The organism is Paenibacillus polygoni (assembly GCF_030263935.1).
Lineage (GTDB): Bacteria > Bacillota > Bacilli > Paenibacillales > Paenibacillaceae > Paenibacillus > Paenibacillus polygoni.
Window position 1 is genome coordinate 3,489,914 of record NZ_CP127162.1, and the last position, 20,078, is coordinate 3,509,991.

General features: G+C 42.4%; 23 protein-coding genes. 4 read left to right on the forward strand and 19 right to left on the reverse strand.

Annotated elements, in window-relative coordinates; translation table 11 throughout:
- Positions 1 to 68 precede the first annotated feature (68 nt).
- The 12 genes from QPK24_RS16745 to QPK24_RS16800 form a co-directional block, all read right to left on the reverse strand.
- Positions 69 to 482, reverse strand: a complete 414-nt coding sequence (locus tag QPK24_RS16745; RefSeq protein ID WP_160033445.1) for an Asp23/Gls24 family envelope stress response protein — start codon at positions 480 to 482, stop codon at positions 69 to 71.
- A 117-nt stretch (positions 483 to 599) separates the two neighbouring features.
- Positions 600 to 1,943, reverse strand: coding sequence for an acetyl-CoA carboxylase biotin carboxylase subunit (gene accC, locus QPK24_RS16750; RefSeq protein ID WP_285743087.1), 1,344 nt, complete (start codon positions 1,941 to 1,943; stop codon positions 600 to 602).
- 67 nt (positions 1,944 to 2,010) lie between these two features.
- A complete protein-coding gene (accB, locus tag QPK24_RS16755; RefSeq protein ID WP_285743089.1) occupies positions 2,011 to 2,511 on the reverse strand; it encodes an acetyl-CoA carboxylase biotin carboxyl carrier protein in 501 nt (166 codons plus the stop codon).
- A 138-nt stretch (positions 2,512 to 2,649) separates the two neighbouring features.
- Entirely contained in the window at positions 2,650 to 3,360 is a 711-nt protein-coding gene (locus QPK24_RS16760) for a SpoIIIAH-like family protein (protein WP_285743091.1), read from the reverse strand.
- Between the two features lie 60 nt (positions 3,361 to 3,420).
- Entirely contained in the window at positions 3,421 to 4,062 is a 642-nt protein-coding gene (gene spoIIIAG, locus QPK24_RS16765; RefSeq protein WP_285743093.1) for a stage III sporulation protein AG, read from the reverse strand.
- Between the two features lie 27 nt (positions 4,063 to 4,089).
- Positions 4,090 to 4,845: a stage III sporulation protein AF gene (gene spoIIIAF, locus QPK24_RS16770; protein WP_285743095.1), complete on the reverse strand. Its 756-nt coding sequence runs from the start codon at positions 4,843 to 4,845 to the stop codon at positions 4,090 to 4,092.
- A gap of 71 nt (positions 4,846 to 4,916) precedes the next feature.
- Positions 4,917 to 6,107, reverse strand: a complete 1,191-nt coding sequence (spoIIIAE, locus tag QPK24_RS16775) for a stage III sporulation protein AE (RefSeq protein ID WP_285749381.1) — start codon at positions 6,105 to 6,107, stop codon at positions 4,917 to 4,919.
- A 23-nt stretch (positions 6,108 to 6,130) separates the two neighbouring features.
- A complete protein-coding gene (spoIIIAD, locus tag QPK24_RS16780) occupies positions 6,131 to 6,520 on the reverse strand; it encodes a stage III sporulation protein AD (protein ID WP_160033457.1) in 390 nt (129 codons plus the stop codon).
- Positions 6,521 to 6,550: 30 nt separating this feature from the next.
- Positions 6,551 to 6,754: a stage III sporulation protein AC gene (spoIIIAC, locus tag QPK24_RS16785; protein ID WP_160033459.1), complete on the reverse strand. Its 204-nt coding sequence runs from the start codon at positions 6,752 to 6,754 to the stop codon at positions 6,551 to 6,553.
- Between the two features lie 16 nt (positions 6,755 to 6,770).
- Positions 6,771 to 7,289 (reverse strand): stage III sporulation protein SpoIIIAB, encoded by a 519-nt coding sequence (spoIIIAB, locus tag QPK24_RS16790; protein WP_285743098.1) that lies wholly within the window; start codon positions 7,287 to 7,289, stop codon positions 6,771 to 6,773.
- Positions 7,282 to 8,256 (reverse strand): stage III sporulation protein AA, encoded by a 975-nt coding sequence (spoIIIAA, locus tag QPK24_RS16795; RefSeq protein ID WP_285743101.1) that lies wholly within the window; start codon positions 8,254 to 8,256, stop codon positions 7,282 to 7,284. Before spoIIIAA ends, spoIIIAB begins: the two co-directional genes overlap by 8 nt.
- Before the next feature lie 120 nt (positions 8,257 to 8,376).
- Complete coding sequence (locus QPK24_RS16800; RefSeq protein WP_407082923.1) at positions 8,377 to 8,640, reverse strand: YqhV family protein; 264 nt, start codon at positions 8,638 to 8,640, stop codon at positions 8,377 to 8,379.
- Positions 8,641 to 8,815: 175 nt separating this feature from the next.
- Between QPK24_RS16800 and QPK24_RS16805 the strand changes: the two genes are divergently transcribed.
- Entirely contained in the window at positions 8,816 to 9,550 is a 735-nt protein-coding gene (locus tag QPK24_RS16805; protein WP_285743103.1) for a 2-phosphosulfolactate phosphatase, read from the forward strand.
- A gap of 183 nt (positions 9,551 to 9,733) precedes the next feature.
- Here the strand turns inward: QPK24_RS16805 and QPK24_RS16810 are convergent, their stop codons facing one another.
- The 4 genes from QPK24_RS16810 to QPK24_RS16825 all read right to left on the reverse strand — a co-directional run bounded on the left by QPK24_RS16810 (position 9,734) and on the right by QPK24_RS16825 (position 13,673).
- On the reverse strand, positions 9,734 to 10,987 hold the full coding sequence (locus QPK24_RS16810; RefSeq protein ID WP_285743105.1) for an aspartate kinase: 1,254 nt from the start codon (positions 10,985 to 10,987) through the stop codon (positions 9,734 to 9,736).
- A gap of 245 nt (positions 10,988 to 11,232) precedes the next feature.
- Positions 11,233 to 11,790, reverse strand: coding sequence for an elongation factor P (gene efp, locus QPK24_RS16815; protein WP_160033467.1), 558 nt, complete (start codon positions 11,788 to 11,790; stop codon positions 11,233 to 11,235).
- 23 nt (positions 11,791 to 11,813) lie between these two features.
- Positions 11,814 to 12,884, reverse strand: coding sequence for a M24 family metallopeptidase (locus QPK24_RS16820; protein ID WP_285743108.1), 1,071 nt, complete (start codon positions 12,882 to 12,884; stop codon positions 11,814 to 11,816).
- A gap of 303 nt (positions 12,885 to 13,187) precedes the next feature.
- Positions 13,188 to 13,673 carry a YqhR family membrane protein gene (locus QPK24_RS16825; protein ID WP_285743110.1) on the reverse strand — a complete coding sequence of 162 codons (486 nt, stop codon included), beginning with the start codon at positions 13,671 to 13,673 and terminating at the stop codon, positions 13,188 to 13,190.
- Positions 13,674 to 13,824: 151 nt separating this feature from the next.
- Here QPK24_RS16825 and QPK24_RS16830 point away from each other — a divergent pair, with 151 nt between their 5' ends.
- Together QPK24_RS16830 and QPK24_RS16835 are read left to right on the forward strand one after the other, a co-directional pair.
- On the forward strand, positions 13,825 to 14,829 hold the full coding sequence (locus QPK24_RS16830; RefSeq protein ID WP_285749385.1) for a DUF1385 domain-containing protein: 1,005 nt from the start codon (positions 13,825 to 13,827) through the stop codon (positions 14,827 to 14,829).
- 9 nt (positions 14,830 to 14,838) lie between these two features.
- Positions 14,839 to 15,174 (forward strand): hypothetical protein, encoded by a 336-nt coding sequence (locus QPK24_RS16835; protein WP_285743112.1) that lies wholly within the window; start codon positions 14,839 to 14,841, stop codon positions 15,172 to 15,174.
- Between the two features lie 80 nt (positions 15,175 to 15,254).
- Here the strand turns inward: QPK24_RS16835 and QPK24_RS16840 are convergent.
- The 3 genes from QPK24_RS16840 to mntR form a co-directional block, all read right to left on the reverse strand.
- Positions 15,255 to 16,405 (reverse strand): IS3 family transposase gene (locus QPK24_RS16840; RefSeq protein ID WP_407082915.1). Its coding sequence is split into 2 segments (ribosomal slippage): positions 15,255 to 16,144 and positions 16,144 to 16,405, totalling 1,152 coding nucleotides; the frame shifts between segments, so codons are not numbered across the junction.
- A 166-nt stretch (positions 16,406 to 16,571) separates the two neighbouring features.
- On the reverse strand, positions 16,572 to 18,152 hold the full coding sequence (locus QPK24_RS16845) for a family 10 glycosylhydrolase (RefSeq protein WP_285743114.1): 1,581 nt from the start codon (positions 18,150 to 18,152) through the stop codon (positions 16,572 to 16,574).
- A 138-nt stretch (positions 18,153 to 18,290) separates the two neighbouring features.
- Complete coding sequence (mntR, locus tag QPK24_RS16850) at positions 18,291 to 18,716, reverse strand: transcriptional regulator MntR (protein ID WP_285743116.1); 426 nt, start codon at positions 18,714 to 18,716, stop codon at positions 18,291 to 18,293.
- 201 nt (positions 18,717 to 18,917) lie between these two features.
- On the opposite strand from mntR, the gene splB reads away from it, so the two are divergent.
- Positions 18,918 to 19,988, forward strand: coding sequence for a spore photoproduct lyase (gene splB / locus QPK24_RS16855; protein WP_285743118.1), 1,071 nt, complete (start codon positions 18,918 to 18,920; stop codon positions 19,986 to 19,988).
- The last annotated feature ends 90 nt before the right edge of the window (positions 19,989 to 20,078 follow it).

The window sequence follows — 20,078 nt, forward strand, 5'->3', positions numbered from 1 at the left end:
TCTTACATCCAATCAAAAAGGAAGGACTAAACCCCTGGTGCAATCACCGGGGGTTTAGGTCAACTATTTTATTTCACACGCTGTGGAGTCAGCTCAGCCGGGTCATTCACAATTTCAGCTGTTTTGAACTGAACATCATGTACCTGCACATTGACTTCCACAACCGTTAATCCTGTCATGTTCTCAATGGAGCGTTTCACATTTTGCTGGATGGAAGAAGCAACATCAGGAATACGATTTCCATATTCGATGATTACAGAGACGTCAACAGCAGCCTCGCGTTGACCAACCTCGACTTTTACACCCTTGGACAAATTTTTACGACCAAGCAGTTCAGCAAAGCCGCCAGCAAAGCCACCGCTCATTCCTGCTACACCGCTGACTTCAACGGTTGCTAGACCCGCGATGACTTCAATCACTTCTGGTGCAATCTGAATCTCACCAATCTCAGTTCTTTCAAATTCCGTCGGCAATGTGCTCATGATATCAACACACCTCTCAAAGTTTAAGTTTCCTTACGACTACAAGAAGACACGCGTACTTATTATTCATACTATAGCATTCGCTGGACATTATGACAAACAAGCTTATTATGACAATTAAATTTCGTTTTCTTCCAAAAATTTAATATCAAAATCGCCTTTGCCAAACACCGGATGCTCAAGCAATCTCATATGGAATGGGATCGTAGTAGGAATACCTTCTACCGCAAACTCAGAAAGCGCGCGTTTCATTTTGCTAACCGCCTCATCCCGTGTAGGAGCCCATACAATTAGTTTTGCAATCATAGAGTCATAATACGGCGGAATGTTATAACCTTGGTAGGCAGCGCTGTCTACCCTTACTCCCGGACCTCCAGGAGGCAGATAGAAATTAATTTTGCCTGGAGCAGGCATGAAATTACGGCTAGGGTCTTCTGCGTTAATACGGCATTCCATGGACCAGCCGTTAATCGTAATGTCTTCCTGAGTAAAGGACAACGGATTCCCTTCAATGACAGAAATCATTTCTTTGATGAGGTCCACACCTGTCACCATTTCTGTAACAGGATGTTCTACCTGAATACGGGTATTCATTTCCATGAAGTAGAAATCCCCGTCAGGGCTGAGCAAAAATTCAAGAGTTCCTGCTCCCGCATAGTTTACAGCCAGGGCAGCACGTACCGCAGCATCTCCCATACTTTTCCGCGTTTCTTCGCTTATGATCGGACAAGGTGCTTCTTCAATCAGCTTTTGTCTTCTGCGCTGAATGGAGCAGTCTCTTTCTCCTAAGTGAACCGCGTTACCATGCTTGTCGGCAATGATCTGAATTTCTACGTGTTTCATACCTGTTAAGAATTTTTCGAGATAAACGCCAGCATTCCCGAATGCTTTTTGTGCTTCCTGCTGGGCCGCAGTGATTTGTTTGATCAGAGATTCTTCATCCTCTGCGATGCGAATCCCTTTCCCTCCGCCGCCGGCAGTGGCTTTAATAATAATAGGATAGCCGATATCGCGAGCAATCATAACTGCCTCATCCAAATTCTCAACGAGTCCATCCGATCCAGGAATAACAGGCACCCCTGCATCTCTCATCGTCTGTTTTGCAACCGCTTTGTCTCCCATTTTGGTAATAGCATCAGCTGATGGGCCAATAAAAGAAATGTTGCAAGACTCACAGATTTCTGCAAAATCAGCATTTTCAGCTAAAAAACCATAGCCGGGATGAATGGCATCACATTCTGTAAGAGTTGCAACACTCATTATATTTGTAATATTAAGATAACTCTCTTTAGAGAGAACAGGGCCGATGCAGTATGCTTCATCTGCAAGACGTACATGCAGCGCATCTCGGTCTGCCTCTGAATAGACAGCTACCGTTGAGATGCCTAGTTCTTTACAAGCACGAATAATCCGAACAGCAATCTCGCCACGGTTGGCAATCAATATTTTTTGAAAATTCATTTATACATCCTCCTTTGGAGCTTTACTCTAATGAAACCGTATTACAGAGTGGTTCACCAATAGGAGATTACTCCGATTTAACCAAGAACAACGGTTGACCGTACTCAACGAGTTGACCATTCTGTACGAGGATCTCAACGATCTCGCCTTTAACGTCAGCTTCAATCTCGTTCATGAGTTTCATTGCTTCTACAATACATACGGTTGTTTTCTCCGTCACTTTGCTGCCTGGACTTACAAAAGCTGCTGCTTCAGGCGACGGTGAGGAATAAAATGTACCCACCATAGGTGAAACAATCTTATGTAAATTGGATTCTGTCTTCTCAGATGTTTCCTGAACAGGCGCTGCTTGATTTCCAGGCGCGTTACTTACAGATGGTGTATGGCTAGGCTGCATCATCTGAGTTACAGGCGGATATGCACTTACGTTTACTGGTGCTTGTACATATTCAGTCGGACCTGGCTTGCGTATTGTCAGTTTGGAACCTTCGTTTTCAATTTCAACCTCTTGTACAGAAGTCTCATCAATCAGCTTTATTAATTCTTTAATTTCATTTAATTTAAACATGAATTATAGTCACTCCTTCGGCATACTGCCATCTTCACTCGGACAGTGATAACGTTATGTATTATATCACAATCATTAAAAATGGAAAGAGCCCGGAAACGTTGTCCCCGGGTCTCTTCCCTAAAAGTGAGTACACTGTTATTCTTTTACATACTGTACTCGAACTTTATCTTGTGTTACATCAAGCTCATTAATGACCATATCAACGATCGTAACCGCATCTTTTGCTTCGAGTTTTTCGCTGATTACAACCACTTTATATTGGTCGTTATCCTCTTCTACAATCGCATTTGCGTATTGCTGAGAAAGTTGCTCTTCAATTCCTGTAATTTTCGAATTTTTCTCTTCTAGTATACGCAATTGTTCCACTGCTTTTGCATTCTCTTCTGGTGTTTTACTGTTATCGCCTGCTGCTGCAAGCAGTTCACTTTCTATTCTGGAATTCTCAGCTGTACGCTCCCATTGGTAGTTCTCAAATATATTAGCAGCAGAAGCGGAGGTGTTTTGAGCTTCCATTTCTTTCAGTACTTCTTCATCGGTTTTTGCTGCATCCGTTTTTTCCGAGGATACTTCTTCTTCGACTACTGCATCAGGTGCAGCGGGAGCCCCTGTCTCATCTGTTTGTTCCCCTGTTACAAGACCCTCTGTAACGACTTCGTTCATAACAAGTCCATCCAGCGGATTCGTTGCGGAAGCTTCCTGTGCATCACTAGGCGTGCCTTTGATTTGCTCTGTTTCTGCGACCTGGTTAGATGTCCCCGTATCTTCTGTAAACAGATAGTAAGCAGAAAGTACGACCATTAGACTCAGCATCGATACGAGCCATATCGTTTGTCTTTTATTCGTCATTGTTTTATTCCTCCCAAAATGATTTAAATTAACTACATCTCCCACCTACAGGTGTGGAATCTACTCTTGTTTCCTTGGTACAACCGATATTCGATAGGATTCAACGTTTAGTCCTTTTTCGACAGCTTCTGTTATGAGATCTTTAACAATTTTATTCTCGGCCCCTTTTGCAACGACGAGTACACCGCGGATTTGAGGTTTGATCTTCTTAGTAATAATCGGTGATTGGTCTCCTGAAATATCATAGGTAACAATTTCCCCGTCTCTTGTGTACTGAGTTATACTGCGCTTTCCGCCATTTGCATCTGTTTCCTCCGTATTTTGCTGCGTATCCTGCCGGTTCCTCTCGACCACAATCTCTTCTGTAGAATCAATGGTAACCATGACATCCACTGTTCCCACGCCTACAATTTGTTCGAGTATCCCTTTAATTTTGGATTCAAATGCATGCTCAGTAGTATCAAAAGGGGTCATCTCACCTTCTGCAGCACCAAAAGCAGATTGTACACTATTATCCAGCGGCGGCTCTCTCCCCACGTTCTCTGTATCGATCTCTTTCACATTAATGAAAGAACTAATGATGATAATAGCTACACCGATCAAGCCGACAATAATTAACCACCGGAAGGTTTGCGTTCGTTTCGTTGTTCCTTCATCAGACGACCCGATCCATTTATTTAAGCTGTTTCTCAGTTTTCCCATTTCAACTGCTCCTTCCCATTTATTTCGTTACAGTTCCCTGTTTCTTTCCGGTTTCAAAATAACAATGTGTTTGGCATCAACCTGCCACTGTCCTTCAATCAAAGACATGATCTGATCAGCTTCTGTTCCTGTCATAACAGAGACGGCTTCCTCTCCTGAATCATATGGCCTCTCTTTCGGTGCAGCCTCTTCATTCGTAAGATCAGATATTCGGACGGAAATGGGATTCTGATCCACAGGAGTAATTTCTATCGGCCCGTTCTCTGAACTCATCGTTATTTGTCTATCTTCATTACTTTGTCCCATCGTGACTTTCACACTGGTGATGGAGGTTAGTTCAGCACTCTTGTCCGTTTTTTTCTCAGTTCCAAGGATAACGCTGACCGATTCAACCGGAAGCTCCGTTTCTCTTTCGATTTGCTCTTTAATTTGATCTGCTACTTCTTTAGCTGCCCACTCTTTGGCTTTCAGATCTTGTTGCTTATGGAGCTTTTCCCCTTCGTCCAGGATGTCGTCCAGCGTCATGGCCTGGATCTGTCCCCCGTCTTTCGTCCAGTCCCTAAGTGCTTCCTTAAGCCTTGCATCAGGATCACTGCTTAGCAGATTGATTAAGGGGGTGATTAATGTCAGGAGTATAAGCAAACTCAGTACAAGCTTGACATACCGCTCCATAGATCGATTGGGAAGCAGCATATCCACAAAGGTAGCCAGTAAAACGACCAGTATCAGTTCTCGCAGCCATCCGCTCAGCCATTCCACTGTATCCACCTCCGTTTTGTACATTTTTACATCCTCTACTTATCGCGTTTCTCTGACCGAAGGGTACCTCTAAATCGTCATTCCCCTCATTTTGCTCACCTCAACATTACCGTCATATTCCCAGCTGTCAGCATGATCGTTATCGCAAGAAAGAACATGAGACTGACCGCTGCGAGCGCAGCGAAGACATAAATTAAACTTTTGCCAATTGCCTGCAGACATCCCACGATCGGTGTATCGCCGAGGGGCTGCATTAAGGCTGCTGCGAGATTATATATAAAAGCGAGAGTCAAAATCTTGAGAGCCGGGAATGCACATAAGAATAAAATAATAATGACTCCCGCAAGTCCAATCGAATTTTTAACTAACAAGGATGCGGTTATCACCGTATCCGTTGCATCTGCAAGAACTTTGCCGACGACGGGAACAAAATTGCCTGATACATACTTTGCTGCCCGAATCGTAACTCCATCAGTAACCGAACTTGTCGCCCCTTGAACAGAGATAACGCCTAAAAAAATCGTTAGAACGACCCCCAGTACTCCAATTCCAATGAGTCTAAGCAGGTTTGCAAGCTGTGTCAGCTTGTACTTGTCCGTTAAAGAACTGACTAAATGCAGAACAGCTGAGAAAAATAAAAGCGGAAATACGATCTTATAGATCAGTACGCCGATCGTGTGAATCATAAATACGATAAGCGGATGTGTAACACTGACGGTTACGATGTTCCCCATAGATGCAAGTAAGGCAAACAGCAGAGGAATCATAGCGAGCATAAAATTAATCATCCGATCGATCGCTTCTTCGGCATAACCAATGGCGACACTGAAGCTGTTAATCGAAATGACGATAATCACCATATAACAAATGGCGTAAGCCACTTTACTTATCGTACTTTTTTCGAAGGCTGTTTGAAGAGTCTCTAAAATCATACTTAAGATGTTCAGCATAATGATCGTAACGAGCAGCTTTGCATTGAATAGAACTTCATGTAACAAATACTGGCCTATTGCTCCAAACATATTTTTTATACTTAGTGATTCTCCGCCGGGCATCAGCATGTCCATAAATGAGGGCAGCTTGCCTTCAGGAAAAAACCCTCCGTATTCATCGATGAGAGACTGCCAGTACCTTTCCACCTGCTCTGTCGGCAGTTGTTCAACTTGCTTATTGGCCCAGTCGGTTACAGGGGAGTCCGCAAAAACCTGGTTTGCAAGTGCAAAGAAAAAACACAACATCAGTGTGACAATCACGATCTGATTGCGGGATCCACTGGAATTTTTCATCACATCTTACTTCCTCCACCTCTTTATACCGGCAGCAGCTTCATCACTGTTTCAATAATAATGCTGATAATGGGTACAGCCAGTACCAGAATCAGCACTTTGCCGGCAAGTTCAATTTTGGATGCAATGCTTTCTTGTCCCGCATCCCTTACAATTTGTGCGCCAAACTCTGCAATGTAGGCAATACCGATAATTTTCAGTATTGTTTTTAAATGGATCTCATCCATTCCGGAGGATTGGGCCATCCTCTCGAGTACCTGGAGCACAGCACCAATTTTGCCGATAACAAACATGAAGATTAGGATCCCTGCTGTTGTTGCAATCAAAAATGCAAACAGCGGCTTTTGTTCTTTGACTATAAGAATCAAGATGGTCGCTATGAGTCCAAGTCCTACGATTTGAATGATTTCCATTTCTAATCACCTGTTTAGATAAGGCTCTATTTAATGAAAAAGGAAAATAGATTTAATCTCCTGGAGCAAATTGTCGAGCATTCGCACTACCATGAACAAGACCACCACAAAGCCTATTAACGTGACCCAGTGCGCCATATCTTCTTTTCCCATTTGCTTTAGTACCGTATGAATCATGGCGATGATAATGCCGATACCTGCGATTTGAAAGATCGCATTCACTTCTAAATTCATTTACTCTGGCACCTCACTATAAGATCAGAATGACGATCAGCGCCCCGACCAGAAGACCAAGACTGCGGCTCATCTTTTCGTACTTCAGTTGATCTTCCCGAGCCGTGATTTCTTCATGATTTAATTGCTGGATGGCAAGCGTAATATGTTTGTTTTGTTCCTCTCTGTCGCTTGTCCCGAGACTTAAACTCAGCTGAAGGATCACGTCTTTCTCTGGTTGTTTCATAGCCGTTTGGCTCCAGTATTTGTCTACCGCATAGTGAAAGCTTTCGCTTGCCGAATGCCCTTTAGGAGAGTTCATATGCTCTGCAGCCGCTATGAAAAGACGTCCAAGCGGTTTACTCGCTTGCGATCCTATCTTATGAAGCGCATCAGCAAGCGGACTATAACTATAATTAATTTCCGTCAGCAGACGCTGGAAGATGAGAACAAGCTCTCTAATCTGCTTGGGTCGGGAAGCAAAAAGATTCGCCTTATACATGCCTAGCAAAGTTCCTGAAAGCATGATCATCAGAGCACCTATGAGTTTAAGCATGAGCGCCACCTGCGTTTGTAATGCCTTGCTGCTGTAAGGTTCTGTTTTTACTATCTGCAAGTCTGTACGTCACTTTTTTACCGAAGCGATCAATCATAACGTACATCTGAAACAATTCTTCCTGAATTAAATCCTTAATAAATGGACGTTTGCTCAGGTCAGCCATATCCCTTGCATGTGCACTTGCAATGACGGAAATACCGGCATTCAGTGCCTCTTTTATCGCTTCTGCATCTTCTTCTCTGCCAATCTCATCGACAATCAGCACTTCGGGTGACATGGATCTCAGCAGCATCATCATCCCTTCGGCTTTCGGACAAGCGTCCATCACATCTGTTCGCGGTCCAACATCAAAAGTAGGAACGCCTTTATAACTGCCGGCAATTTCGGAACGTTCGTCCACAATACTCACTTTGAAACTTCTTCTTTTCTCGCTTCCATGGCTGATCTGTCTGGCTATATCCCGAAGCAGTGTCGTTTTCCCTTGCTGCGGAGAAGAAACGATGAGCGTATGTTTGATTCGTGAAGTTCGGTAGTCTACAAGATGTGGAATAATCTGATCCGCTGCACCGTTAATCTCTTTGGCGATCCGAACATTAAATCCACTGATATCTCTTAAATGTTCTACTCTCCCATTTTTAAGTACCGTTCTTCCAGCTAGTCCAATCCGGTGTCCGCCTGGAATCGTGATGAAACCTTTCCGAAGTTCTTCTTCCATCGTGTAGAGCGAATGATTACTGATGACTTCTAGGAATCGGTGAGTATCCTCCCTAGATGGACAATAAGCTTCTGACTGTATTTTTGTGGGCTTCGAAAGCCGGGTTACAAAATAGTGCTCCCCATTTGTGTTAATTTCGAGAGGCCTTCCCTCACGAATTCGAACTTCCTCCAATGATTCTAGAAGCGGTCTAGGAAGATGCATCAGCAGTGTTTTTAGCGACTCTGGGAATAACTCAAGCCATTTCAAGTTCCGGCACCCCCGTTCCCTAGAAAATCAGGGCTTTTTTCAAGGCCCTTTCCGGGGGCCCGTTTTTGTTGGTCATACCCCATATTTATGCCTGTACACGTTTTTTATGACGGGAATCTATCATTTTTTTAAAATACCAATTAAGAGACAAGTAACTCCCATAAGTACCCACGCCAATTTACCAAATGAAAGCTTGTCTGCCATCCCTACTAGTCCAATAGATGTGGTTAGAATAAGGATCATCGGACCAACAAAAGCAAGGGCGGAATTCACGGCAAGAGCTTTCTCGACCTGATTAAATCTCAGCATAAGCAAGGCAGCAATCAATTCTGCTGACCCTGAAAAGATACGTAAAATAGCCATCGACAATACATATTTATCCAATGCAGCGTTCCTCCCTGAAGCAAGTTTGTCTTAGAACATATGCAAAAACGATTCTATTTATATCCACAGAAAAAAAAGAGGTAGGCACCTGCCCTTCTCCCGCTGCATATAGTAAGAATAGATAGGTTGGATGATGTAGAGAAACAGTGCAAAAACAAGTTAGGGAGGTACACCTATGCGTATCGATGTTGTTGCCAGTGCCAGTGAAATACGCACAGAAGATGTGATTCACCGCAGCGCAGTGGTTATCGATGTATTTCGAACAACGAGTACCATTGTTACTGCTCTAGCTCAAGGGGCAATCTGTATTACGCCCGTAGAAACCGTACCAAAGGCTAAACAGCTTGGGCTTGAAGGTATGTTTCTAGGCGGCGAACGATTCTGTAAAAAAATAGCTGGATTTGATGCGGGGAACTCGCCTTTGGAATATACAAAAGAATTAGTAGAAGGAAGAAAAGGAATTATGACCACCACAAGCGGTACTAGAGCTTTGATTAAAGCTGGAAAGGCTTCCTATATTTTCACAGCAGCCTTTTTAAATGTAAAAGCTTGTGCAGAGGTGCTAGCGGAGGTTGATCTAGATATCGCTATTCTTTGTGCAGGTCAACAGGACAGGTTAACTATGGAGGATTCACTTTGCGCTGGAATGCTCATTCATTATATAAAGCAATCAGCTGTACAGCCCGTACGTCTTAATGATTTAGGGTTGGTTGTTCACCAAGCTTACCTTGGCTGTGAGGCAGACCTTCGAAATAAGCTGAAAGAGAGCAACGAGGCAAAGAGGTTAACAAAGCAAGGTCATGAAAAAGATGTGGATTATTGTTTAACGGAGAATGCTTTTACCCTTGTTCCTGTTATGGAAGACCACTTTCTAGTCCCCTGGAAGGCAAAAGAGAAAAAAATAATATAAGAATAAATCAATTTCATAACTCATTAAAACAATAAATATGTAACTATATATAGACAAATAGAACCATTTTGATCTATATATACTCCTGACTAAAGCAACGAAAGGTATTATGAAATGGATTCAAAAAAAGAGACTTACACGTTATTTACCGTGTAAGTCTCTTTTGCGATATACTACCGTCATTTATCTTCGATCTTGTGGTCCGCCTACAAAAGCTTGAACTTCTGCATCGAGTTTATAAGCTGTATGCAGTGCACGAATGACTTCATTCAGTTTTGTACCTTCCACTACACAGGAGACTTTAATCTCTGATGTACTTACCATTTTGATATTAACACCTTGGCTTGAAATAACTTCAAACATTTGAGCAGCAACCCCTGGATGGCTGACCATGCCTGCCCCGACGATTGATATTTTCACAAGCCCATCCTCTGATGTAATTTCACGGAATGGCAGAATGCTTTCCATTCCTTGAATCACTTCAATAGCACGCTCTCGATCATCTAGGGTAACCGTAAAGGAGAAGTCAGCTTTGCCATCACTAATACCGCTTTGCACGATAATATCAACATCAATTTGTTCTCTTGCTAACGCGCCAAACATACCTGCAAGCACGCCTGGAATATCTTCAACTCCCAAAATACTGATACGCGCTACATTTTTATCGTAGGCAATACCGCTTACCACTACGCCTTGTTCCAATGCTGCTTCCTCCTTCACTACCGTTCCTTCATTATAAGTAAAGCTGGATCGAACCACTAAAGGTACTTTTGAATGTTTCGCATATTCAACTGCACGCGGATGCAATACAGCGGTTCCCAAATGAGCAAGCTCCAGCATTTCATCATACGAGATTTCACTCAATTTACGAGCAACCTTAACGATTCGCGGGTCAGTAGAATAAACCCCGTCAACATCTGTATATATTTCGCAAGCGTCGGCTTTGATTGCAGCTGCAAGTGCAACGGCTGTCGTATCCGATCCTCCGCGTCCGAGTGTCGTAATTTCTCCTTCTTCGGATATACCTTGGAATCCGGCAACGATGACGATTTTGCCTTCTTCTAAAGATCGTAATACACGTTCTGGCTGTATATCCGTTATTCGTGCTTTTCCATGAACCGGTTCAGTCCGGAATCCCGCTTGCCATCCTGTATAGGAGACGGTCTCACGTCCTAGGCTTTGGATGGCCATCGATAGTAAAGCGATTGAAATTTGCTCTCCCGTTGTGAGCAGCATATCCATTTCCCGTGCAGGAAGCTTATCGTTCAATATTTTTGCCTGGTCAATGAGTTCGTCTGTTGTATCCCCCATAGCGGAGACGACAACGACACATTGATGTCCTTCATCTTGTTTCTGGGCTACGCGTCTTGCTACTCGCTGCATTCGTTCTGTATCACCTACAGAACTTCCTCCGAATTTCATTACAAACAAAGACAAACCAATCTCACTCCCTACCCTTACAAGTATAAACATCTTTATATATAGACGATAAGCTAGGTTACGCTTACCTTACTTTTAAACAGTATAATACGAAATTTGGAAACTGGTAACCCTTTTTTACTGTAAATCATTGAAGAAGGCATGATAACCTCCTTTTTCCTCTTTAAAATACAAAAAGCCCCCTGCTGATTAGCAGAGGACTTTGTAAATCACGTATCTCTTGTAGACAGAACGTTATCTAATTATGCGCGAGAGCTGTATTTACCTTCGCGAGTATCAATGATCAGAACATCGCCTTCATTAATAAACAAAGGTACTTGTACATTTAGACCTGTTTCTACTTTTGCATTTTTAGTAGCACCTGTTGCCGTGTTACCTTTGATACCTGGCTCTGTCTCAATAACTTTGAGTTCTACAGAGTTTGGCAAGTTAATTCCCAAAATTTCACCTTTGTAGCTGATGATGTTTACATTCATGTTTTCTTTTAGGAAGTTCAGTTCCCACTCCAGTTGGTCACTAGTAAGTGTGAACTGATCGTAAGTTTCGTTATCCATGAACGTATGCTCATCTCCACTTGCATACAGATAAGAAACACCACGGTTGTCAATTTGTGCACGGCCGATCGTTTCACCAGCGCGGAATGTTTTTTCTACAGTGTTACCATTACGAAGGTTTTTAAGTTTAGAACGAACAAATGCCGCTCCTTTACCTGGCTTAACGTGTTGGAAATCAAGAACTGTAAAAATATCACCGTCAACCTCAACGGTCAAACCTGTTTTAAAATCGTTAACTGAGATCACTAAAAAACCCCTCCTAATTATAATTACAATGTTATTAATTCTTTCTTAGAGTGCGTCAAAATTGAAATTCCAGATTCAGTCAGTACGACGTCATCTTCAATCCGTACGCCTCCAATGTCAGCAAGATAGATCCCTGGCTCAACGGTAACAACCATTCCAGGTTCAAGAATATCATCACTAAGTTTGGATAAACGAGGAGACTCATGAACTTCCATCCCAAGGCCATGCCCTGTACTGTGTCCGAAGTAGTCGCCATATCCATATTTCGTAATTATATCTCTTGCTAGCGCATCTGCTTCCCGACCTGTCATACCTGGCTTGATCTGCTCCAAAGTATGTAATTGAGCTTCCAGCACAATATTGTAAATCTCAACTAATTTGGCTGCCGGTGTACCGACTGCGATTGTTCGGGTCAGATCTGAACAATATCCATCTAATAGTGCACCAAAATCAAAAGTAATAAAGTCGCCTTTCTCAATTACCTTATTGCTGGCAACGCCGTGGGGCATGGCTGAACGTATTCCAGAAGCTACAATCGTATCAAAGGAAGAAGATGTTGCACCATGCTTGCGCATAAAGAATTCAAGTTCAAGGTCTGCTTCGCGTTCTGTCATTCCAGGTTTTACGACTGTCAGGATATGAGCAAAAGCAGCATCCGCCAAATCTGCAGCACGCTGCATGATCGCAATCTCGTTCTCATCTTTATATAACCGAAGTTTTTCAACAAGTCCGCTCACCGGAACCAGTTCTACTGGTTTTAGTTGATCTGTGTACGCCTCATACGTGGCGAACGTGATGAGATCCTTCTCAAATCCCAGAGACTGAATTCCTTCTTCCATCAGTAAATCCTTTACTGTTTCCATTGGTTTCGCAGTGTGTTCAAGAACAGTAAATGCTTTTGCTTGCTGCGGAGCCTGTGTCATATAACGGAAATCAGTAAGCAAATACGCTTTTTGGAGCGTTACGAGTACGTAACCTGCTGAACCAGTGAAGCCGGTAATATACCGTCTGTTAATCGGGCTAGTCACCAAAATGGCTTCAAGTCCCTGTTCTTTCATAGCCTTACGTAGTTTCATCACGCGGTTGTTCTCCATGATTATACCTTCTTTCTTCGCCTTCAAGCCAGTTCCTTATCTCACTCTATGAATCTCCAGATCGTTATATCATGGCCTGTAGGTCCGATGTAAAGCTGTAGACTGAATCCAGCAAATAGGGCTATAGTTCTGGTGCCAACACTAACGTGCGCAAAAAACGATAGTACCTTCATGAAAGCCTGCAGTACATGTAGCTCACAAACCGAAGAAAGCTTCATTCTTGCGCGCTACCTTCCCTGCCGATAACCATTTGCTATTTTAACACAATGAGTAAGGGATTGAGAAGTTTTTTTGATCGCAGCCTTATGCCACTTTTGGCTCTCGTTTCCTTTCATTCGTATACTCGATGGCTATTGAATAACCGATAAATAATCCCCACAATAAAAACAAACAAAATTCTGCGTAAATCGTGTCCCACGTCACCTCTGTAATCGGCTTTACCATACCGAGATTCGGACCCGGCCAGACAAAAATGAGAAACCACCATAAGATACCGTACAGCAATCCAGGTAGCGGTCCTCTAAATTTACGAAACATGATGAGGTACAGAAAAGCGGCAAGGATTGAAAATCCGATAAAAAACAACCATCCTAACCATTGTCCGGCTAGTGAGTAAATAAAAGAATGTTTAAAAAAAGGTTCTGCTATAAACCCGGTGGGAATCACCGTAAAATGAAAAATATAAAAAACCCACTGAATTCCTCCCCAGAATAATCCGGCAAAAAATCCAATTTCCAAACCGAAAAGCAGCGGGTTGGTTCGTTTTGTTCTTCTCTGCTGATGGTTCACCCTAAGATCCTCTCCTTATTAAACATATCGTCATGTAAATTCATCCTATAGTATGTAGTATGTGCAAATTCCAAATCGTTACTCAAAACTAGAAATTGCTGGCTAAAAAAGATACAATAGAGATAATGAAGAGAATAGGAAGGTGAAACTTTTGCCTCAAGAATCAAAACCAGTAGCTTACGGCGGCCAAGCAGTCATCGAAGGCGTAATGTTTGGCGGGAAGCATGTAAATGTTACAGCAGTAAGACGAAAAAACCAGGAAATCGCTTTTTTAGAAGTCCCCAAACAAGATAAATCCTGGGTTAAAAAACTTAGAAAAATTCCCTTTTTACGCGGGATTGTTAGTCTAATTGACTCGAGTGCCAAAGGAACCAAACATCTTAACTTTTCTGCTGATGCTTACGCAGATGACGAGTTAACTGAAGAAGAACGACAAGAGCAGAAGGATAATGAAAATAAAGGCTGGAGCCTGTCCATGGTCATTGGCGTAGCCGCTGTCGGAGTACTGTCCTTTGTATTTGGCAAGGTTGTTCTCACCGCTGTACCTGTATTTATTGAAGATTTTCTATTTGGTAACACGGGGTTGAGTAAATTCAGTCACACCTTTATCGAAGGTATTATTAAAATATTGCTAGTATTTTTATACTTGTATGTCATATCGCTTACACCAACGATCAAGAGACTGTTCCAATACCATGGAGCAGAGCATAAAGTAATCAGTGCTTATGAAGCAGGAGTAGAGCTTACACCTGCCAATGTGCAGAAGTTCAGCCGTCTTCACTATCGCTGCGGCAGTAGTTTTCTTGTTCTAAGTGTTATTGTCGGGGTACTGGTTTATTCTTTATTCTCCATTCCTTTCCCATATGATAATGTGTGGGAACGTGTAGGTCAGCGGCTCATTCTCTTACCAGTCGTACTAGGGCTGTCTTTCGAAGTTCTGAAGTTTACGAATGCAGTTCGTGATGTTCCTGTCCTCCGTTATCTTGGATACCCTGGTCTATGGCTTCAGCTGTTAACTACAAAAGAACCTACAGATGATCAGGTGGAAGTGTCCATTGCCTCCTTCAATCGGATGCGTGAACTCGATGCAGAACTTGAGAATGCTACGGTAAACGTATCTTATGCAAGCGGAAATTTGGATCCTGTGAAAGGATGAGGTTGGAAGATGTTGAAACACGGTGTTATTTTCTTCTCAGTCATGGCTTTAGCCATTTTTCAGTTCATTGTATTTGCAGCGAATGGCGCTTGGAAGGAGCTCATATTTCCTATCATTCTAGCCGGTTTGATGTTTTGGTTTTATCGGAAGCCGCCGGCTGGTTATGCTAACAGCAGGAAGAAACACCCGAAAGTCAAACCGTCAGCGGCAACCATGGCAAAACTTGGTCAATCCAAAAATGGAGCAAAATCAACAACATCCAAAAAGAGAAAAGATTATCCTTTTCACGTCATCGAAGGAAATAAGAGAGATAAGGATGATTCTGATTTCCCTAAATATCATTAAAGATTATAAAAGAACCCCGCAGAACTGACGTCTTGGTCATAGCCCCGTCAAGTAGACATTAAAAAAAGAGGATTTTCCATTTACGCGGCGACTTTTTCCCGGAATTCGATTGGGGAGAGGTCGCCGAGTTTGTTTTGGAAACGTTCCTTATTGTAAAATGAAATATACTCCGTAATTTGGCTTCTTGCTTGTTCCAGATTATTAGGCTTTTCCAAATACAGCTTTTCCGTCTTTAAGTGGGAAAAGAACGACTCGATACAAGCATTGTCATAGCAGTTTCCACGTCGGGAATGACTCCCTGTCAACTGCTTCTCTTCAAGCAACTTAGCATAGCTTTTCGAGGTATACTGAAACCCTTGGTCCGAATGGAGCAAAGAGGGTCCATCTTTTAGTTGCTGCACAGTGTCCATAACGAGTTTTAGGTCATTGCGCTCGGAGAGTTCCCAGGCTACTATTTCGTTGTTATATAAATCCATTACAGCCGAGAGATAAGCAAATTCATGCCCAATCCGGACATATGTAATATCTGTCACAAGCTTCTGCACAGGAGCAGTCGCAGAGAATTCCCGATTTAAGACATTAGGGAACAAGGCCGATGGTTTGCGGCCACAAAACGGACGTTTCTTGCGAATAACAGAACGAATCTGAAGTTCTCTCATTAAGCGACGGACCTTCTTGTGATTCACAACGAAGCCTTCTTTTCCTAAAGCAGTACGCATTCGCTTGTAACCGAAATACGGACGAATTCGATGAATGCTCAAGATGTGTGCCTTTAGATCTGCATCACGATTTGCTCGTTTCTCTCGATGAACTAAATTCTTCTTCCATTTATAGTAGCCTGCACGTGATATTTCAGCGATTCTACATAGCCAAACTACGGGAGCCACTTTGCTTATTTCTCGAATGGACTGGCACCGGGCTTCGAAATCCAGCTTCCCTCCCCGTGCAAGTTTGGATTTAGCTTTTTTAGATATTCTACCTGCGCTTTCAGATATGCATTTTCTTCTTCCGCACTACTAAAATGCTTCTTCGCCCAACGTCCCCGGTAATCCTCAAACCCCTCACCATTTTGGCATTTACGAACCCATGTGATAATCTGGCTCTCACTTTTGATTCCAAACTTCTCCATGATTCGACTGTACGTCCACCCTTCTTCTACTCGCAAACGGACAGCCTCTTTCTTCGTTTCTTCACTATATCGATTAAAAGTTTGACCTTTCTTCGCTGACATAACAAAAATCCCCTCCGGTTTTCCAGTGTTTGAGTTCATTGTAACATGTTCTCTTTTTTCACTGTCTACCATGAGGGGATAATACCATCTGCGGGGTTCTTTTGTATCCTTTTTTATTCGAGGTTCTTAGGAATAAACTCTAATCGATTTTCATTTTTCTATTTTGTTATTTTGTATAATATGAAGTTAACGCTTGAACGAGTCCCAGTGGATTTTTGGTGAGATATTGGCTGCTGAAAAATATAGATCCTATGATATCTTCATACTGTTCATTGTATTTGAGCTGACTTATAATCTCCTCAGATGTCTGCCAGCCAACTTCTGCTGTTCCGAGCTTATAAGGAGAATGACCGATAATAAGGTCTACGTTTGTTCCCTTCACTTCATTAGCCCACCAGTCTACCAGCACATCATATCTTGCAGCGGTAAACGACATACTCCAGTAGATTTGCGGAGCCACATAATCGACCCAGCCTTCTTTTATCCATGTTCTAACATCAGCATACATATCGTCATAGGCTGTTACACCCGCTTTGGTGTTAGATCCGGTAGCGTCTTTCGCTATGTTTCTCCATACCCCAAAAGGACTGATACCATACTCTATTGATGGCTTAGACTGCTTAATACTTTGTCCCAAACTCTGAACAAATAGATTAATGTTGTTTCTTCTCCAGTCCTCTATGTTCTTGAATTTGCCTGCATTATATTGCTTATACGCAGCACCATCATTAAACGTCGTGTTTGAGGGATAGAAGTAGTCATCAAGATGAACTCCATCAATGTCGTAGTTATTTACCACTTCCATAATTGCATCAACAATATGCTGTCTTGCCTCAGGGATACCTGGGTTAATATACATTTGGTTTTTAGCGGTTACGATCCATTCCGGGTGCTGTTTTATGACATGGTTTGCTGCCAGCGTACTTGTATTCGTTGTGGTATTTGCACGAAAAGGATTAAACCAAGCATGGAATTCCATTCCTCGTTTATGTACTTCCTCAACCATAAACGCAACGGGATCATACTCTGGATCGAGCCCCTGTGTCCCGGTCAGTACTTTATTCCATGGAACGACAGCCGATGGATAGATCGCATCGGATGCTCCGCGAAGCTGAACATATACGCTGTTAATCCCCATAGACTCAAGAGAATCTAACTCTTTGATAAAATCTTGCTTTTGTTTTGCTATATTTTTAGCAGAACCTGATTTAGGCCAGTCTCCATTAATTGTAGATATCCAGGCCCCTCTTATTTCCGAACTTGGTTCACCTGGTACACTTGGAATCTCTGGGTCTGCAGGCCATAAATTGGTTGTAGTCAGTTTAATCGTTTTAGCTGATTGATTCCAGGTCACTTGCAGGCCTAGATGCTCGCTTACAAACCGTAGAGGAACCATAACTCGTCCCTTAATAATTTCTACTGATGTTGTTAAATTTACGGTCTTCCCGTCAACAATCCCGGTTGTTTTTCCATTCGTTAAGGAAATCGAAGTATAGAGCCCTTGAATGTTTACCGTTTTTGCAGCCTGGTTCCATTTTGCCGAAGCCCCAATTCCCTCACTAATTACTCGCAGCGGAACCATCGTTACATTATCTTTCGGCTTCAGATAAGGGGCTACATCTGTCTTAAGCTGACTTCCATCCAAATAAATCGTAATTTCACTCGAACTTGCCGCAGAGATCGGGGCTCCCTGCAGTACAAGAAATACAACTAGTAACAAAGCAAGGCATTCTTTAACTTTCCTCATAAAACATTGTCCTCCAAGCATGATAAATTTAGAAAAATAACCCATATGTTATAGTTATAGACGTTTTTTTATGCTGAAAGTTGCGAATGAATATAAAAACACCATCCTGTGTTAAACCCTAGGATGGTGTTTCTTTCTTTAAGATTCGTTTGTTAGTTCCTTACGGACGTTTCGAAGATCCTGCAGTCTTGCATCGTCACGGCGAAAATACTCCACGAGAGTCTCAATACAAGTGATGGAATCCCAACTAAGGTGATGCTCAATCCCTTCCACGTCTCTGTATATGTTCTCGTCCTGTACCCCGATAATGGTCAAAAATTCTTCAAGCAGTTCATGGCGATCCATTAGTCTTTTTCCGATTTTTTTACCTTTTGGTGTAAGGATGAGGCCTCGATACTTCTCATAGATTAAATATTCGTCTTTATCCAGCTTCTGTATCATTTTCGTTACTGAGGACGGATGCACTTCGAGTCCTTCCGCAATATCGGATACACGCGCATACCCTTTTTCATCGATCAACTTATAAATTCGCTCCAAATAGTCTTCCATACTGGGCGTTGGCATGTGCCTAACCTCATTTCATTAATGAACTAGCGTCCTTGCGGCCGAGTAAAGTTTGCTCTTGTTATGATACATGTTATTGAATAGGATTTGCAAGTCCCTGAAGAGCGTAGCCTCCCCTTCAATACGTAATGTTACCATGCTTAAGAATACAGTTGACCAGGCAAAATACGTAGTGAATTACAATGTGAGAGGAGCTTTTTCATGCCGACTCAAGTCTTAGAAAGACCTGAACGAAAAGTTAGGCCCACTAAAGCTTTTGTCCCTGATCTTGTTTATTTTGAACCCAGTTCCCTCGACTATCCCAAAGGACAGCGTATCCTCGAATGGGTAAAAGAAAAAAACATCGAATATCATATGACGACTTCCCACAACCGAATTACGAACTTGCCTGGTGAAACAGACCTGGAGAAATATCGAATCGCCAAGCGTACACTCGTTGTTGGTATTCGCAGAACCTTAAAATTTGATCAATCCAAGCCATCTGCTGAATATGCAATTCCCATCTCTACTGGCTGTATGGGTCATTGTCATTATTGTTACTTACAAACGACACTCGGCGCCAAACCCTATGTGCGTGTATATGTGAATACGGATGATATTCTTCTAGCGGCTAAGGACTATATTGAAGAACGCAAACCCGAGATTACCCGATTTGAAGCAGCCTGTACCTCAGATCCCGTAGGTCTAGAGCATATCACAGGAAACCTAGCCGACCTGATTACCTTTATGGCAAACGAAGAGTTCGGCAGATTACGGTTTGTAACCAAATACCACCATGTAGAACCTCTGCTTAACTTGAAGCATGGTGGAAATACTCGTGTTCGATTTAGTGTTAACGCAGATTACGTCATTAAAAATTTTGAACCAAATACCTCTCGTTTTGAGGAGAGAATTGAGGCAGCCGGGAAAATTGCTCATGCAGGGTATCCATTAGGGTTTATTATCGCTCCTATTATCTGGCATGAGGGATGGGAAGAAGGATACGGCGATCTTTTAAAACGGTTAGCGAACACCCTGCCTAAAGATGCTACCAAAGATTTAACTTTTGAAATGATCCAGCATCGTTTCACAAAGACAGCAAAGAATCTAATTGAACAACGTTATCCAAAATCAAAGCTTGAGATGGATATTGCCAAACGGGAAACTAAATGGGGCAAATATGGGCAATATAAATATGTATATCCAAAAAACCAACAACAAGCGTTACGCGAATTTATTACAGAACGGATTTTCGAATATTTTCCTGAATCAAAAATCGAGTATTTCACGTAGCACTTATCGTTTATATATAATAAAAAGGTGCTTTCCTATAATCCGTCAAAGCAGACGGCTATAGGGAAGCACCTCTATACATTTAAAACA

Bases quoted from the DNA above. Each gene is read 5' to 3' on its own strand.
- QPK24_RS16835 (WP_285743112.1), top strand. From the start codon at position 14,839: ATGTTGAAACACGGTGTTATTTTCTTCTCAGTCATGGCTTTAGCCATT.
- QPK24_RS16760 (WP_285743091.1), bottom strand. From the start codon at position 3,360: ATGACGAATAAAAGACAAACGATATGGCTCGTATCGATGCTGAGTCTA.
- spoIIIAC (WP_160033459.1), bottom strand. From the start codon at position 6,754: ATGAATTTAGAAGTGAATGCGATCTTTCAAATCGCAGGTATCGGCATT.
- accC (WP_285743087.1), bottom strand. From the start codon at position 1,943: ATGAATTTTCAAAAAATATTGATTGCCAACCGTGGCGAGATTGCTGTT.
- spoIIIAD (WP_160033457.1), bottom strand. From the start codon at position 6,520: ATGGAAATCATTCAAATCGTAGGACTTGGACTCATAGCGACCATCTTG.
- splB (WP_285743118.1), top strand. From the start codon at position 18,918: ATGCCGACTCAAGTCTTAGAAAGACCTGAACGAAAAGTTAGGCCCACT.
- QPK24_RS16805 (WP_285743103.1), top strand. From the start codon at position 8,816: ATGCGTATCGATGTTGTTGCCAGTGCCAGTGAAATACGCACAGAAGAT.
- QPK24_RS16845 (WP_285743114.1), bottom strand. From the start codon at position 18,152: ATGAGGAAAGTTAAAGAATGCCTTGCTTTGTTACTAGTTGTATTTCTT.
- spoIIIAB (WP_285743098.1), bottom strand. From the start codon at position 7,289: ATGCTTAAACTCATAGGTGCTCTGATGATCATGCTTTCAGGAACTTTG.
- spoIIIAF (WP_285743095.1), bottom strand. From the start codon at position 4,845: ATGTACAAAACGGAGGTGGATACAGTGGAATGGCTGAGCGGATGGCTG.
- spoIIIAG (WP_285743093.1), bottom strand. From the start codon at position 4,062: ATGGGAAAACTGAGAAACAGCTTAAATAAATGGATCGGGTCGTCTGAT.
- QPK24_RS16745 (WP_160033445.1), bottom strand. From the start codon at position 482: ATGAGCACATTGCCGACGGAATTTGAAAGAACTGAGATTGGTGAGATT.
- accB (WP_285743089.1), bottom strand. From the start codon at position 2,511: ATGTTTAAATTAAATGAAATTAAAGAATTAATAAAGCTGATTGATGAG.
- QPK24_RS16820 (WP_285743108.1), bottom strand. From the start codon at position 12,884: ATGGAGAACAACCGCGTGATGAAACTACGTAAGGCTATGAAAGAACAG.
- spoIIIAE (WP_285749381.1), bottom strand. From the start codon at position 6,107: ATGAAAAATTCCAGTGGATCCCGCAATCAGATCGTGATTGTCACACTG.
- mntR (WP_285743116.1), bottom strand. From the start codon at position 18,716: ATGCCAACGCCCAGTATGGAAGACTATTTGGAGCGAATTTATAAGTTG.